This is a genomic window from Micromonospora sp. DT201, assembly GCF_049841575.1.
In the GTDB taxonomy this organism is placed as follows: domain Bacteria; phylum Actinomycetota; class Actinomycetes; order Mycobacteriales; family Micromonosporaceae; genus Micromonospora.
This window is the reverse complement of the sequence record NZ_JBNCKP010000001.1, coordinates 467,147-481,310: the sequence shown is the minus strand read 5'-3', so window position 1 is coordinate 481,310 and position 14,164 is coordinate 467,147. Positions and strand designations below refer to the sequence as shown.

Here is a 14,164-nt window from a genome sequence, read left to right as displayed (position 1 = left end):
GGTAACGTGGGGTCGATCGGAGGAGCTTAACGTCAGAACCCCCGACCCCGGCATAGGCGAATCCACCGGTATCCGTGCCCGGAAACCTTCACCGCGCCGAGCTTGCCCAGCTCGCCGTAGCCACGGTCGGCGAGCACGTCGATCGGCAGGTCGGCCTCCGGCTCAAGGGTGCTGAGGTCCACCTCGACGTCGTCGGTGCCCAGGTTGTGCAGGAACACCATGGTGCCGGTCGGCCCGTCCGCCCGGTGGGCGAGCACTCCGGCCGGCATCGCCACGTCGATGTGGGTGGTCGAGCCAGAGCCGATCTCCGGGGCCTCGCGCAGCGTGCGGATCATGCGCTCGAACCAGGCGAGCAACGACTTCGGGTCACCACGTTGGGCGGTGACGTTGACCGCCTGGTAGCCGAACTCACCCTTGTCGATCACCGGGCGGACCAGCTTCTCCTCCTCCGCCGTGGAGAAGCCGGCATTCGGCTGGTATGACCACTGCATCGGGGTACGGATCGCCTCCCGGCCGGGGAGCGACAGATCCTCGCCCATCCCGATCTCCTCGCCGTAGCGCAGCACCGGCGTGCCGCGCATCGAGAACTGCAGGGCGTACGCCAGCTCGATGCGCCGCCGGTCGTTACCGAGCATCGGGGCGAGCCTGCGACGGATGCCCCGGTCGTAGATGCGCATGGTCTCGTCCGGGCCGAACTCCGCGTACACCTGGTTGCGTTGTTCGGTGGTCAGCCGGGACAGGTCGATCTCATCGTGGTTTCGCAGGAAGGTGGCCCACTGCCCGCCGACGGGCAACTTCGGGGTGTCCCGCAACGCCTCGATCAGCGACTCCGGGTCCTGCCGGGCCAGGGCGAGCATGAGCCGACCGTTGAGCATGAAGTCGAAGAGCATGTGGATCCTGTTGCCGGATCCACTGGCGTCGCCGAAGAACGTCGGCAGCTGGTCCGGCTCGACGTTCGCCTCGGCCAGCAGAACGGCGTCGCCGCGCCGCCACTGCACGTGCTGGCGCATCTCGGTGAGGAACTCGAAGTCCTTCGGAGAGTTCGGGTTGCCCGGCTCGGTCAGCTCGATGATGAACGGCACCGCGTCCATCCGGAAGCCGGAGACGCCAAGCTGGAGCCAGAACGACATGATCTTCTTGATCTCCGCCCGGACCTGCGGGTTGGCGAAGTTGAGATCCGGCTGGAACTTGTAGAACCGGTGGTAGAACCACGCCTTGGCCGTCCGGTCGTAGCTCCAGGTCTCGTTCTGCTCACCGGGGAAGACCATCCCCTGGTGCCGGTCGTCCGGCTCGGTGTCGGACCAGACGAACCAGTCCCGGTACGGAGAGTCCGGAGAGGAACGGGCGGACTGGAACCACGGGTGCTCGTCGGAGGTGTGGTTGACCACCAGGTCGATGATCACGCGGATGCCCCGGTTCTCGGCCTGGTGCAGCAACTCGGCGAAGTCGCCCAGGGTGCCGAAGCGCGGGTCCACGTTGTAGAAGTCGGTGGCGTCGTAACCGTCGTCACGGTTGGGCGACGGGTGGATCGGGTGCAGCCACAGGCAGGTCACCCCGAGCCGGGCCAGGTAATCCAGCCTCCCGATCAACCCACGGATGTCACCGACCCCGTCGCCGTCCGAGTCGGCGTACGTGTCGATGTCGAGGCAGTAGACGACGGCTTCGGAATACCAACGGTCACCCATGCGGAAAGGACTTCTCCGAACGATCATCGCGGCAAACCCGTCCGGCTGCGGTCGCCCCCGGTTGGTTACCGTGCCCGTCATGGAGACCGATCTCGTACCGCCGAGCGAACCGTTGGACTGGTCTGCGGGCAGTTGGCTGCACCCGCCGGTACGCGTCGAGGAGGGCCCGGCCGGTGAACTTGTCGTCGAACCGGCCGCGGAGACCGACTTCTGGCAGCGGACCAGCTACGGCTTCGTCCACGACAACGGCCATGCTCTGCTGGCACCGCTGCCGGTCGGCACCGCCATGGAGGTGAGTTTCCGGCTCGACTTCTCGGCACAGTTCGACCAGGCCGGTGCCCTCGTCCGCGTCGACGAACGGACCTGGACCAAGGCCGGCGTCGAGATGAGCGACGGGGAGTCGCAGCTCGGCGCGGTGGTGACCCGGGAGTTCTCCGACTGGTCGGTGGCGCCGGTGCCGCAATGGGCCGGCCGGGAGGTGACCGTCCGGGTCAGCCGAGCCGGCGACGCGCTGACCGTCCGCGCCAGGGCCGACGACGAGCCGTGGCGACTGGTTCGGCTCGCCCCGCTCGACCCGGCCGCAGTGGCGATGGCCGGCCCGTTCTGCTGCACGCCGTCCCGCGCCGGCCTGACCGTGGTGTTCACCGGCTGGCGGCGGGGACCGGCGGACACCGCGCTGCACCCGGAGCACTGATCGGCAGGTGTCGGCAGGACGTCAGTGGGTATGACCCTCCGATCCCCGACAGCCGAAACGGAAGGACGACCATGGCGTACGCCCAGACTGGCGACCCGTCCGAGTTCACCGGGTTGACCGGTTGGGTGGCCACCGTGATCGAGACGATGGGCCCGGTCGGCGTGGCGCTGCTGGTGGCACTGGAGAGCATCGTCCCGCCGATCCCCAGTGAGATCGTGCTGGCGCTCGCCGGCTTCCTGGCTCACGAGGGCCAGTTCAACGTGGTGGTCGTGGTGCTGGCCGCGACGGCCGGCTCGCTGGTCGGCGCGTTGGTGCTCTACTGGCTCGGCGCGGCGCTGGGTGAGGAGCGGCTCAAACGTTGGCTGGACCGCATCCCGTTGGTGGACAGCGAAGACCTGGAGAAGGCCGACCGCTGGTTCGAGCGGCACGGCCGGTGGGCGGTGCTGATCGGCCGGGTGGTGCCGGTGGTCCGCAGTCTGGTCTCCGTGCCGGCCGGGGCCAACCGGATGCCGCTGGGCGAGTTCATCCTGCTCACCACCATCGGCAGCGGGGTGTGGAACGGTCTCATCGTCGGGGCCGGCTACGCGCTCGGCAGCCAGTGGCAGGACGTGGCCCGCTACAGCGACTGGTTCAACTACGCGATCGTCGCGATCTTCGTCGTCATGGCCGCCACTTGGACGATCCGTAAGGTCCGCCGACGTCGCGAGCGCGACGACCGGCGGTCGGTGACCGCCGGTCGCTGAACCGCGCTAGACCTTTCTGTCCAGAGGGCGCGGTGGCACCGCCTGCGGTCGGCGAAGCACCGCCTGCTCGATCGCCGACCACGTGCTCGTGGTCACCAGGTAGATCACTGCGGCGAGCGGCAGCACCAGCGCCACCAGCACCGTCGTGAACGGCAGCAGGGGCAGCAGCCGGCCGAGCACTGCCGCGCCCGGCCCTTCGGTGGGCGTACCGGCCACCGTGCCGACGGCCGCCGACGCCCGGCGGGCCCGCCGCGACGACCACCACGCCACCGCCAGCAGCACGGCCAGCAGCACGGCGAAGAGCGGGCCGGCCGCCCCCGCCACCCCGTCGCTGAGGTGGTGGCCCAGCGGGACCCCGGCAAGTCGCTCGTCCAGCAGCCCCGTGCCGCCCTCGTTCGTGGTGAACAGCCGGTAGAGGACCAGCAGGAACGGTGCTTGGAGCAGCACCGGCAGGCAGCCGGCGATCGGGTTGGCGCCAGCGGTCCGGTACAAGGCGAACACCTCGCGCTGAAGCGTCGCCGGGTCGTCGGCGTACCGCTGCTGGAGGTCACGCACCTGTGGGGCGAGCGCCGCGCGGCGTCGCTCGCCGCGGACCTGCGCGACGGTGAGCGGCGAGATCAGCAGTCGGACGGCGACGGTGAAGAGCACGATGGCGGCGGCGGTCGCCATGCCACCGGCAACTGGTTCGAGCAGTTCGGTGAGCCAGGACAGTGCGGTGCCGGCAGTGCCGACAGCGCCGTGCAGTGGTGCGAAGGCAAGCATGGGAGACCCCTCGGTCCGATTCCGGTGAGGCCCCTCCCCGGGCGGTATCCGCTCAACAGGGGGGCCGATGACGGCGGGATCGGCCGCGCGGCGGCGTGGCGCTACGCGGCCGAGGGGTGTCCGGGAGCTCGGGGACGAGGTCGACCGGCGGCGTCCGGGTCGATCTGCCGGGGCATTCGCCGACCACGGGACCGGGCTCGCAACCCGGCCCAACGCGGCTCGGCTCCGGGCGCACCCGAGCGGCTGAGCACCCGCGCCGCCAGCACCACGGCGAGCAACACCAGGGCGGTCAGCGCGGCGCCCGTGAGCAGGTCGACCGGTCGGCCCGCAAGCAGGGTGAGCTGGGCGAACGCGTAGATCCACGCGACCTGTAGGAATCCCAGCGGCACCGGCACGGGCTCAGCATAGGACCCGTTGTCACGCCGCCAGGCCGAATCGAACGGCCCTACCTGGTCGGCACGACTAAGACCATGTGCCGCCACGTTTCCCGGTGTCGCCACGTTGGGTAACCAACGGCGGACCAACGCGGACGGACCGCGAACGGTAGGAACGGACGGTGGTTTCCATGACCGGCCAGGTGGCGGAGGCGCCCAGCGAGACGGCTGGGGCGACCAGGTTGCTCACCGTGGGTGTCGAGGAGGAGTTCCTGCTCGTCGACCCGCACACCGGGGCCGCGGTCCCGGCCGTCGACCTGGTCATGGAGCAGGTTCCGGCCGAGCTGCGCGGGCAGGTGGAGCGCGAGTTCCAAACCAGTCAGATCGAGATCGGCAGTCCGCCCGGCCTGGAACTCTCGTCGATCCGGCACTCACTCGGTGTGCTGCGGCGCGCGCTCGCCGACGCCTCCGAGCGGGCAGGCGTACGCCTGCTCGCCATCGGCACCGGCCCGGTGGACGGCCCGGTGCCGCCGGTGGTCGACAAGCCACGCTTCGACCGGATGATCGAGCGATTCCGGCTGCTCGTTCCCGGGCCCGGCAACAACGGCATGCACGTGCACGTGGGCGTGCCCGACCCGGAGACCGGCGTGCAGGTGCTCAACCACGTACGGCCCTGGCTGCCGCTGCTGCACGCGATGACGACCAACTCCCCGTTCGCCCGAGGTGAGGACACCGGCTACGCCAGTTGGCGCTCGGTGGAGTGGGAGCGTTGGCCGTCGGTGGCGCCGACGCCGTGGCTGGAGTCGCACGAGCACTACCAGCGACTGATCCGCCAGTTGATCGCCAGCGGGGTGATGCTCGACGAGGGGATGCTCTACTGGTACGCCCGCCTGTCGGCGAAGTATCCGACGGTGGAGCTGCGGATCGGTGACGTCTGCCCCTCGGTGGACGACGCGGTGCTGGTCGCCGCGCTGGTCCGGGCCCTGGTGGCCACCGCCATGACGGATGTCGAGGCCGGCCGGCCGGCGTTGCTGACCGACCACCACCTGCTGGTCGGCGCGCACTGGAGGGCCGCACACGACGGCCTGGAGGGTGAAGCCGTCGACGTCACAACCGGCGAGCTGCGCCCGGCCTGGGAGCTTCTGGACAGGTTCGTGGATCGGCTGCGGCCGGCGCTGGAGCAGCACGGCGACTGGGCCGAGGTGACCGACCTGCTGGGCGGGTTGCGCCGGCACGGCAGCGGTGCGGCCCGGCAGCGCGCGGTGTACGCCCGCACCGGCCGGCTCACCGACGTGGTGCAGGACGTCGCACGACAGACCCGTGACTGATCACCGCGTGACAGGATGAACCCGTGGCGCAACGGCTGATCGTCATCGGCGGGGACGCCGCCGGCATGTCGACGGCGTCCCAGGCTCGACGCCGCCGCGACCGTGACGACCTGGAGATCGTGGTCTTCGAGCGAGGCCACTTCACCTCCTACTCGGCGTGCGGCATCCCGTACTGGATCAGTGGGCTGGTGTCCGGCCCGGAGGAGCTGATCGCCCGGGACCCGGAGACGTTCCGCACGAAGTACGCCATGGACGTACGGATGCGACACGAGGTCACGGCCATCGACCTGGACCGCCGGGAGGTGGTCGCCCGGGACCTGGCGGGCGGGGTCGAGGTCCGCGAGCGCTTCGACGACCTGATGTACGCCGCCGGTGCGGTGCCCGTGAAGCCAAACTGGGCGGACACGGACGCGAGCGGTGTGTTCGGCATGCAGACGCTCGACGACGGGGCGGCGCTGCGCGACTGGTTGGAGGCTGAGCCGCAGCCGCGCCGGGCCGTGGTGGTCGGTGGCGGGTACATCGGGGTCGAGCTCGCCGAGGCGCTGATCCAACGTGGCCTGTCGGTCACCCTGGTCGAGGCCGGCGCTCAGCCCATGGCGACGGTCGACGGCGACATGGCCGAGCTGGTCGCCGACGCGATGCGCGGCCTGGGTGTCACGATCCGCACCGGCCTGCCGGTGACCGGCCTGGAGCAGCGGGACGGCCGGGTGTCCGCGGTGGTCACGGCCGAGGGGCCGATGCCGACCGACGTCGTGGTCCTGGGTCTGGGAGTACGCCCGAACACCGCGCTCGCCGAGGCTGCCGGGTTTCCGATCGGGCCGACCGGTGGGATCCGGGTGGACCGCCGAATGCGGGTGCCCGGGCTGCCCGGCATCTGGGCGGCCGGCGACTGCGTGGAGACGCTGCATCGGGTCAGCGGAATGCCGGTGCACGTGCCGCTGGGCACGCACGCCAACAAGCAGGGCCGCGCAGCCGGAATCAACATCGGCGGCGGGTACGCCACCTTCGCCGGCGTGATCGGCACGGCCGTGACCAAGGTCTGCGACCTGGAGGTGGGTCGGACGGGCCTGCGGGAGCGGGAGGCCACCCTGGCCGGGTTCGACTTCATCTCGGTGGTCGCCGAGTCGACCAACCGGGCCGGCTACTACCCCGGTGCCCGGCCGATGACAGTCAAGTTGATTGCCGAGCGGCCCAGCGGCCGGTTGCTCGGTGCGCAGATCGTCGGTTGGTCCGAAGCGGCCAAACGGATCGACACGTTGGCCGTAGCGCTCTGGAACGGCATGACGGTGGACGATATGACGTCGCTCGACCTGGGCTACGCTCCGCCGTACGCGCCGGTATGGGATCCGGTGCTCGTCGCCGCCCGAAAAGCGGTAGACGCGCTCGCCGCCCTCGACCGCTGACCGGTGCCCGCCGTGGAGGACCACCTCGTGACCCAGACCCCGACCCGGCCGACGGTGCGTCGGCGCCCGACGATGGTCGACGTGGCCCGGCACGCCGGCGTCAGTTTGAAGACGGTCTCCCGAGTGGTCAACGACGAGCCGGTGGGGCAGGAGTTGGTCGGCCGGGTGTTGGCCGCCATCGCCGAGTTGGGCTTTCGGCGCAACGACATCGCTCGTAATCTGCGGTCCCGGCAGCTCAACGCCACGGTCGGGTTGCTCATCGAGGAGATCGCCAACCCGTTCTACGCGACCATCGCGAGCGTTGCCGCCGAGATCGCAGCCGCCCACGGCACCATGCTGATCACCGCATCGTCGGAGGAGGATCCGGAGCGGGAACGCGCCGTGCTTCAGGATTTCACCCAGCGCCGGGTCGACGGGCTGCTGGTGGTGCCGGCGGGCCTCGACCACTCGTTCCTGCGCCGCGAGGTTGAGCTGGGCATGCCGGTGGTGTTCCTGGACCGGCCGCCACAGGGGCTGCAAGCCGATGCCGTGCTCTTGGACAACCGGGGCGGCAGCCACGCTGGGGTCAGCGCGCTGCTCGACGAGGGGCACCGACGGGTGGGTCTCCTGCTCGGCGCGCCGAGCGTGCCCACCATCCGTGAGCGGCTGGCCGGGGCTCGGGCGGCACTGGCTGCGGCCGGGGTCGAGCCGGACGAATCGCTGGTGCGTGACCGGCTCATCGCTCCCGAGGAGGCCGGACGGGCGGTCGCCGCGCTGCTTGACCTACCGGACCCGCCCACCGCCTTCTTCTGCGCGAACAACCGGCTCACCGTCGGCGCGCTCCAGGAGTTGCACCGGCGGGGCAGTGACGCCGCGCTTGTCGGTTTCGACGATTTCGAACTGGCCCACCTGATGCCCCGGCCGCTGACGGTTGTCGCCTACGACACCCGGGAGCTGGCAAGGGTCGCCACAGAGCGCCTGTTCCAGCGGATCGCCGGCGACGACGACTCCCCACCGTCAACCGTCGTGCTCCCAACAAGCCTGCTGCGTCGCGGCCTAACCCCCGCAACCCCGTAACCCCTAACCCCGCGGCCCGCCGCCCGCCGCCCGCCGCCCGCCGCCCGCGATCTTGCAGTTTGTGTCGACGATTGGCGCAGATTGCGCTCTTTGTCGCGACAGAAAGTGCAAGATCGCGGGTCGGGGTGCCGCGCTGGGGCGGGACTGGGGTTTAACCCGCGGCGTTTAGCAGGGCTTTTAGCTCGGCGCGGTTGGGCGGGTCGGCACCTCGGCGGCCGCAGGTCAGCGCCGCCACCGTCGCGGCCTGCCGGAGCACCGCACGCCACTGCGGCTCGGTCACCGCGGCGAGCCGGTCGGCCGGCCGTTCACCGAGCGCGTCGAAGTCGGCCAGCGCGGCCAGCAGGCCGCCGGTGAACGAGTCGCCGGCGCCGACGGTGTCGACCACGGTCGTGCGTACCGCCGGTTCCTCGTAGAGCGACCCGTCCGGGGCGAGCAGCCACGCGCCGTCCCCGCCCCGGGTCACCACGGCGCAGGACACCCCAGCCTCGCGCCACTCCGCCATCACGTCGGCCACCGACCGGTCCGGGTAGAGCCAGGCGAGATCCTCGTCGCTGGCCTTGAGCAGGTGCGCGAGGGGCACCTGCCGGCGTACCCTCGCCTGCTCCGCCGCCCGGTCCGTGACGATGCTCGGACGCAGGTTGAGGTCGATCGAGATGGTGCGGCCGTCGCGGCGGCGTTCACGGTCGAGCAGATCCTCCAGCACCTGCGCGCCAGGTGCCAGTGCGAGCGCGAGGGACCCGGTGTGCAGCGCGGTCGCCGCGGTCCCGGCCAGCTCGGGCAGTTCCTGCGGCGTCCACTGCCAGTCCGCTGCGCCGGCCAACCGGAACTCGTAGCTGGCCTGCCCGGTGGCGTCCAACGTGGCCACCGCCACGGAGGTGGGCTCCGCGGCACGGACCGCCCACCCCAGGTCCACCCGGTTGGCGCTCAGGTGCTCGGCGACCTGCCGGCCGTACTCGTCGGTGCCGATCCGGGCCAGCAGCCGTACCGGCTGGTCGAGCCGGGCCAGGGTGACCGCCACGTTCGCCGGGGAGCCACCCGGCACGGCCCGCTCCCCTTCGCTGGTGACCACCAGGTCGATAAGCGCCTCACCCGCGACCACGATCATGCGGTCACCTCGCCCGGTGCGAGCGGGCCGGGGCCACCGAGCCCGTCAGCCGAACGGGAAAGCAGCACCGCCTGGTACGCGTGATAAACGTCCGGCCGGCCGTGCCAGACCGAGTCGGCGGGCAGGTTCTGCACGTCCAGCTCGTGCCGCCATCCGGTGGCGTCGACCAGGTAGCGGCGGGCGTACGCCCAGAAGACCCGGTACCAGTCGGCGTAGACCGCTTCCCCGGTGCGACGGTGCAGGGTGACCGCTGCCCCGATGGCCTCGACGAGCACCCAGTGCATCCGGGAGCGCACGACCGGTCGGTCGTCCCAGTCGATCGTGTAGACGAAGCCGTCGGCCCCGTCGACCGCCCAGCCGCGCCGCACGGCGGCGGCGAACAGGGTACGGGCGTCGGTGAGCAGCCAGCGTGGTGGCTGCGGCAGGACTGCCTCCAGCTCCAGCAGCAGCCGAGCCCACTCCAACCAGTGGCCCATCGTCGAGCCGTACGGCCGGAACGGGTCAGCGGGCTGGTCCCGGTTGTAGTCGAGCAGGGGCGTCCAGTCGGCCGTGTAGTGCTCGGGCAGCCGCCAGTCGTGCCGGGCGGCCTCGGTGTGCACCAGGTGAGTGGCGATCTGCAGGGCCCGGTCGGTCCAGCTCGCGTCGCCGGTGGCGGCGGCAGCGGCGAGAAATGCCTCGACCATGTGCATGCTGCTGTTCGCGCCGCGGTAGTCCTCGGTGACCGTCCAGTCGCGGTTCCACGATTCGCGGACCGCGCCGGCGTCGGCGTCCCAGAACCGCTCCCGCACCACGGCCTGGACGTCGGCGAGCAACTCATCGGCGCCGGGCCGTCCGGCGCGCACGGCGCTGGACGCGGCGAGCAGCACGAACGCGTGGTCGTAGCCGGCCTTGCGGTCGTTGACGGGCGTGCCCTGTTGGTCCACTGCGCCGAACCAGCCGCCGTACTTGTCGTCGCGCAGCAGTGTCCTGAGCGCGGCGATTCCGTGGTCGACCAGGGCGGCGGCGTCCGGATCTCCGTTGCGATGGGCAAGGGCGGCCACGTGGGTCATCCGGCAGGTGATCCAGGTGTGCACCGCCTCGCCCCGGTCCGGGGTGCGGTCGTCGGTCAGCCACCAGAAGCCGCCCTCGGGCCGGACCGAGCGGCGGGCCGTATCGAGGAGTGTGTGGGTCTGGTCGGCGAGGAACTCGGCCAGATCGGGGAGGTCGGGCGACCCAGCCGGAGCCGGGGTCGTTTCAGCGTCGGAGCGGGGCACGTCGGTCATTTCAGCTGGTCACCGTCGGGTAGGAAAGGGACATACGGCCAGGATCAGTGCACGGAGCAGGTCCGCGCCGGAAAACCCGCCAACGGTACGCCGCGCACCGACCGGCCACGCCGGGTGCACAACGGAGAGGATCATGAGTACGCCTTCCTCCCTTTTGTCCGTTGACATCGTTGTCACTTCTCAACCCTGCTCCGACAGTTGGTCAACTGTCAATTGCGGTTGCGTCACACCGCACGTCGGCTGGCCATCGCGGCGTCCATCACGCGCCCCCGAGGTCGGCCAGGCCGATCTCGGCGGGGGGAAGGCCCTGGATGTCCGGGCCGGCACGCAGGCCCTCAAGCATGAGGATCAGATAGCGGTCCACGCTGCGCTGGGTGAGTTCGGCACGCAGGCCGGGCAATGGCCGCAGCAGCAGCGCCATCATCAGGGTCAGATCGCCCGCGTCCACGTCGGGGCGCAGGTCGCCGTCGACCTGGGCACGGCGGACGAGCCGGTCGAGGATCTTCAGCAGGGCTTGCCGCAGTCGCCGCTCTTCGGGGTCGGCGTGCAGTTGTTCCCAGACACTGGTGAACCAGATCGACAGCCATGTGGCCAGCCGCAACTCGGCGGAGGCCCGGCGGACGAAGCGTGCCAGCGCACTCCACGCGTCCGGCTCCTCGTCCTCCGAATCGCGGGCGATGGCGACCACGCGGTCGAAGCCGTCCAGCGCCACCCCCCGGACAAGAGCCGCACGGTCGGGAAAGCGCCGATACAGGGTGGCGGCCCCGACGCCGGCGCGGCGGGCCACCTCCTCCATGGGCACGTCGACACCACGTTCGGCGAAGAGCGCGCGGGCGGCCTCGATGATCTGTTCGCGGTTTTGCCGCGCGTCGGCCCGGAGCCTGGGGCCCTCGTTCGTCACTCGACAAGTATACGGATGGAACTCTTTCACTTAGACTCTCGAAGTGGAGGGATGTCTATCACTTAGGAGTCGGCCAATGAGCACAGGAGCGAGGATCGAGCACATACTGCACCGGATCGGGCACCACGGGCGCGTGGCAGCCGACGTGGAGACGCTGTTCGCACTGCATCGGGCCTGGCGGAACGCCGTGCCGTACGAAAACCTCGATATCCAGCTCGGCAGGCCGATCCTCCTCGACGCGGAGGCGCTCTTCGACAAGCTCGTGCGGCGGCGACGCGGTGGCTACTGCTACGAGCAGAACGCCGGCTTGGCCATGCTGCTGCGGCTGGCCGGCTTCCAGGTGACGATGGTGGAGGCTGCAGTCCTGCGGGCGGCCCGCGGCGAGGAGACGTGGGGCAACCACAACGCGCTGCTGGTCGACCTCGAGGGCGGACGCTGGCTGGCCGACGCCGGCATCGGTGACGGGTTCATCCAGCCGTTGCCGATGCGGGAGGGGCCACACAGCCAGGGAGGCCTGACCTATCGGCTCGAGCGACTCGATCCGGACACCTGGCGTCTGCACCACCGCCCTGGCGGCACCATTGCCTCCTACGACTTCCGGTTGCGCCCACGGGAGATCGCCGACTTCGCCACCCGCTCCCGGGAAATGTCCACGTCTCCCACGTCGGCGTACGTCACCACGCTCATGGCCGCCCGACCGAGCGCCGATCAGACCCTGGTCCTGCTCTCCCGGACGCTGCGCCGGCTGGGCACCGACGCCAGCACCGCCCACACGATCGCCGACGTCGACGAATTCGCCAGAACGCTCGCCACGCACTTCCTCGTACCACTCGACGACCTCGGCGAGGACGGCGTCGCCCACCTCTGGCACAGGACAGGCACCCAGGACGACCTGTGGCGCGCACGCGTCCGCAAGACTGATGCTCCAGGATGGACAGGTGGAACTGCCCGAGGGACTTGACTGGGTACGCGGGTCACCGGCCGGCCGAGAGTGGCTGGCCACACTCCCGACGTGGCTGGCGGAGTGCACCGAGCGATGGTCGCTGCGACTCGGCCCGCCCTTCCAGTACGCGTACGCCTCGCTGGCGCTCCCCGCCGACCTGCCCGACGGCACGGCGGCGGTGCTCAAGCTTCAGTACCCGGACGAGGAGAGCCGGCACGAGGCGGCCGCACTGGCCCACTGGGACGGTGCCGGGGCGATCCGGCTGCTCGCACACGACCCGCAACGGCGCGCCCTGCTGGTGGAGCGCTGCCAACCCGGCACTGCGTTGCACGAGTTGCCGATGGACCAGGCTTTGGACGCGATGATCGACCTGCTGCCCCGACTGTGGCGGCCGGCCGGCGCGCCGTTCACCCCGTTGGCCGAGGAGGCCGCCGGCTGGGTCGACCGGATGCCCCGCAAGTGGGAACGGGCCGGCCGGCCGTACGAGCGGCGACTGCTCGACGAGGCGCTCGCCCTACTCAGCGGTCTGGCGTCGAGCCAGGGCGAGCAGGTGCTGGTCAACCAGGACCTGCACGCCGGCAACGTGCTCGCGGCCGACCGGGCACCGTGGCTGGCGATCGACCCGAAGCCGCTGACTGGCGAGCGGGAATTCTCGGTCGTGCCGATGGTGCGCGGCCGGGAGCTCGGCCACTCGCCGGCCGCCGTCCGGTACCGCCTGGACCGGCTCAGCACCGAGCTGGGGCTAAACCGGGAGCGGGTCCGGGGCTGGACGATCGGGCACACGCTGGCCTGGAGCATCGCCGACGAGGTCGTCTTACCGCACCAGATCGAGGTGGTCCGCTGGTTGCTCGACGAGGGCTGACCGATCAATCGTCCCGCGTGCGCCGTCCTTGATCGTGCTCGATCCAGGATGTAGTGGTCTGCTCCGCCCGGGAGGCCACTCTTTCCTGGTTGCAGCACGATCAAGCGCGGCGCAGGCGCCAGCACGATCAAGCGCAGCGCAGGCGCCGGCACGACCAAGCGCGGCGCAGGCGCCGCCACGACCAAGCGCGGCGCAGGCGCCGGCACATTCAAGCGCGGGCGCTCAGTTGGCCTGGCAGGTACGGCACCAGTAGAGGTTGCGTCCGGCCAACTCGCCGCGGCTGACCTCGGTGCCGCAGACGTGGCAGGGCAGGCCGGGGCGGCGGTAGACGTACACCTCGCCACCGTGCCGATCCACCCGGGCCGGCCGGCCCATCGCCTCCGGCAGATGCGCGTCGCGGACCGTGTCGATCCGGCCGTGCTCGACCGCGAGCCGCATCAACCCGACCAGGTCGGCCCAGAGTGCGTCCCAGCCGGCACGGGTCAGCCCTCGGCCCGGCATCGTCGGCGGCAGCCCGGCCCGGAACAGCGCCTCGGTCACGAAGATCAGCCCGGTGCCGGCCACCACCGACTGGTCCAGCAGCAGCGCGGCCAGGGGTGTCGGACTGCGCGAGATCCTGCGGTACGCCCGCTCCGGGTCCGCGTCGGCACGAAGCGGGTCCGGCCCGAGGCGATCCCGAAGCGCGGCCACCTCGGGTGGAGTGAGCAGCTCGCAGGCGGTGGGCCCGCGCAGGTCCAGCCAGTGCCGGTCGCTGGCCAGTCGCAGCCGCAGCTGACCGACCGGCTCCGGCGCCTCCCCCGACCCGTCGGTGAACTTGCCATACAGCCCGAGGTGTACGTGCAGCGTCAGCTCACCGGCGTAGTGGTGCAGCAGGTGCTTGCCGTACGCCTCGGTGCCTTCGAGCACGGCCCCGGCGAGCCGGGCGGCGCCCTCGGCGAAGCGGCCCTGTGGGCTGGTGGCGTGCACCTTGTCCCCGGCGAACAACTCGGCGTGCCGGGCCGCCAGGCGGTGGATCGTATGTCCCTCTGGCACGGGTGCCAAGGATA

The 14,164-nt window shown here is 70.9% G+C and carries 14 protein-coding genes; 7 read left to right on the top strand and 7 right to left on the bottom strand.

Annotated features, from left to right (window positions below):
- Positions 1-32 precede the first annotated feature (32 nt).
- The gene (locus tag ACLQ28_RS02395) at positions 33-1,685 is read right to left on the bottom strand and encodes an alpha-amylase family protein (protein WP_425684527.1); all 1,653 of its coding nucleotides are present in this window, start codon (positions 1,683-1,685) and stop codon (positions 33-35) included.
- Between the two features lie 79 nt (positions 1,686-1,764).
- Here ACLQ28_RS02395 and ACLQ28_RS02390 point away from each other — a divergent pair, with 79 nt between their 5' ends.
- Entirely contained in the window at positions 1,765-2,379 is a 615-nt protein-coding gene (locus ACLQ28_RS02390; protein WP_425684526.1) for a DUF1349 domain-containing protein, read from the top strand.
- A gap of 71 nt (positions 2,380-2,450) precedes the next feature.
- A complete protein-coding gene (locus ACLQ28_RS02385; protein ID WP_425684525.1) occupies positions 2,451-3,122 on the top strand; it encodes a DedA family protein in 672 nt (223 codons plus the stop codon).
- 6 nt (positions 3,123-3,128) lie between these two features.
- Here the strand turns inward: ACLQ28_RS02385 and ACLQ28_RS02380 are convergent, their stop codons facing one another.
- Both ACLQ28_RS02380 and ACLQ28_RS02375 read right to left on the bottom strand, forming a co-directional pair.
- Positions 3,129-3,884: a YidC/Oxa1 family membrane protein insertase gene (locus ACLQ28_RS02380; RefSeq protein ID WP_425684524.1), complete on the bottom strand. Its 756-nt coding sequence runs from the start codon at positions 3,882-3,884 to the stop codon at positions 3,129-3,131.
- Between the two features lie 101 nt (positions 3,885-3,985).
- Complete coding sequence (locus ACLQ28_RS02375) at positions 3,986-4,279, bottom strand: DUF6412 domain-containing protein (RefSeq protein ID WP_425684523.1); 294 nt, start codon at positions 4,277-4,279, stop codon at positions 3,986-3,988.
- A 170-nt stretch (positions 4,280-4,449) separates the two neighbouring features.
- On the opposite strand from ACLQ28_RS02375, the gene ACLQ28_RS02370 reads away from it, so the two are divergent.
- From ACLQ28_RS02370 to ACLQ28_RS02360, 3 genes are all read left to right on the top strand, one after another.
- The gene (locus ACLQ28_RS02370) at positions 4,450-5,586 is read left to right on the top strand and encodes a carboxylate-amine ligase (RefSeq protein ID WP_425684522.1); all 1,137 of its coding nucleotides are present in this window, start codon (positions 4,450-4,452) and stop codon (positions 5,584-5,586) included.
- A 23-nt stretch (positions 5,587-5,609) separates the two neighbouring features.
- Positions 5,610-6,989, top strand: a complete 1,380-nt coding sequence (locus tag ACLQ28_RS02365) for an FAD-dependent oxidoreductase (RefSeq protein ID WP_425684521.1) — start codon at positions 5,610-5,612, stop codon at positions 6,987-6,989.
- Positions 6,990-7,061: 72 nt separating this feature from the next.
- Positions 7,062-8,045: a LacI family DNA-binding transcriptional regulator gene (locus tag ACLQ28_RS02360; RefSeq protein ID WP_425684759.1), complete on the top strand. Its 984-nt coding sequence runs from the start codon at positions 7,062-7,064 to the stop codon at positions 8,043-8,045.
- A gap of 151 nt (positions 8,046-8,196) precedes the next feature.
- On the opposite strand, the gene ACLQ28_RS02355 is transcribed toward ACLQ28_RS02360, so the two are convergent.
- The 3 genes from ACLQ28_RS02355 to ACLQ28_RS02345 all read right to left on the bottom strand — a co-directional run bounded on the left by ACLQ28_RS02355 (position 8,197) and on the right by ACLQ28_RS02345 (position 11,343).
- Positions 8,197-9,150: a carbohydrate kinase family protein gene (locus ACLQ28_RS02355; RefSeq protein ID WP_425684520.1), complete on the bottom strand. Its 954-nt coding sequence runs from the start codon at positions 9,148-9,150 to the stop codon at positions 8,197-8,199.
- Positions 9,147-10,412: an AGE family epimerase/isomerase gene (locus tag ACLQ28_RS02350; protein WP_425684519.1), complete on the bottom strand. Its 1,266-nt coding sequence runs from the start codon at positions 10,410-10,412 to the stop codon at positions 9,147-9,149. Before ACLQ28_RS02350 ends, ACLQ28_RS02355 begins: the two co-directional genes overlap by 4 nt.
- A 259-nt stretch (positions 10,413-10,671) precedes the next feature.
- Entirely contained in the window at positions 10,672-11,343 is a 672-nt protein-coding gene (locus tag ACLQ28_RS02345; protein ID WP_425684518.1) for a TetR/AcrR family transcriptional regulator, read from the bottom strand.
- A 46-nt stretch (positions 11,344-11,389) separates the two neighbouring features.
- Here ACLQ28_RS02345 and ACLQ28_RS02340 point away from each other — a divergent pair, with 46 nt between their 5' ends.
- Positions 11,390-12,274: an arylamine N-acetyltransferase family protein gene (locus ACLQ28_RS02340; protein WP_425684517.1), complete on the top strand. Its 885-nt coding sequence runs from the start codon at positions 11,390-11,392 to the stop codon at positions 12,272-12,274.
- Positions 12,234-13,118, top strand: coding sequence for an aminoglycoside phosphotransferase family protein (locus ACLQ28_RS02335; protein WP_425684516.1), 885 nt, complete (start codon positions 12,234-12,236; stop codon positions 13,116-13,118). Before ACLQ28_RS02340 ends, ACLQ28_RS02335 begins: the two co-directional genes overlap by 41 nt.
- A 222-nt stretch (positions 13,119-13,340) precedes the next feature.
- Here the strand turns inward: ACLQ28_RS02335 and ACLQ28_RS02330 are convergent, their stop codons facing one another.
- A complete protein-coding gene (locus ACLQ28_RS02330; protein ID WP_425684515.1) occupies positions 13,341-14,150 on the bottom strand; it encodes an Fpg/Nei family DNA glycosylase in 810 nt (269 codons plus the stop codon).
- Positions 14,151-14,164: the final 14 nt, after the last annotated feature.